Source organism: Methylobacterium sp. C33D (assembly GCF_053345825.1).
In genome coordinates this window covers 1-410 of sequence record NZ_JBKFAV010000136.1, presented here as the reverse complement: position 1 = coordinate 410, position 410 = coordinate 1, and the positions used below count along the sequence as shown (strand labels likewise).

Annotated in this window: 1 pseudogene; it reads right to left on the bottom strand. The window is 70.0% G+C overall.

The annotated features are described in order from the left end of the window. Nucleotides 1-410: pseudogene (locus tag ACLBXO_RS31735) on the bottom strand (porin family protein); the annotation flags it as partial.

Here is a 410-nt window from a genome sequence, read left to right as displayed (position 1 = left end):
GTGCCGAAGTAATCCAGGCCGTTGCCGCTGGTCGCCACGTAGGCGCGCGGCGCCGAGAAGGCGAAGCCCGGGGTGCCGGCAAGCCCATAGTTGAGCGTGCCGTTGGCGCGGCGGGCGAAGTCGACGTACTGGGCGTCGGCCTCGAAGCCGATCACGACGCCCGAGCCCGGGGTCAGCTGCCAGTTGTAGCCGATCTGGGCGCCGCCCGAGAAGCCATTGTTGCTGCTGCGGTTGTTGACGCTGACCACCGCGTTGGTGTCGGGCGAGTTCGCCAGCGTGCCGCCGCGCAGGGCGTAGTTGGTGGTGTTGCGGCTGTTGGCGTCGAAGCCGTAGCCGGCGTTCACGCCGACGTAGAAGCCGGTCCAGGTGAACACCGGCACCGGCGTGAACACCGGCGGCGGCGCGGCACG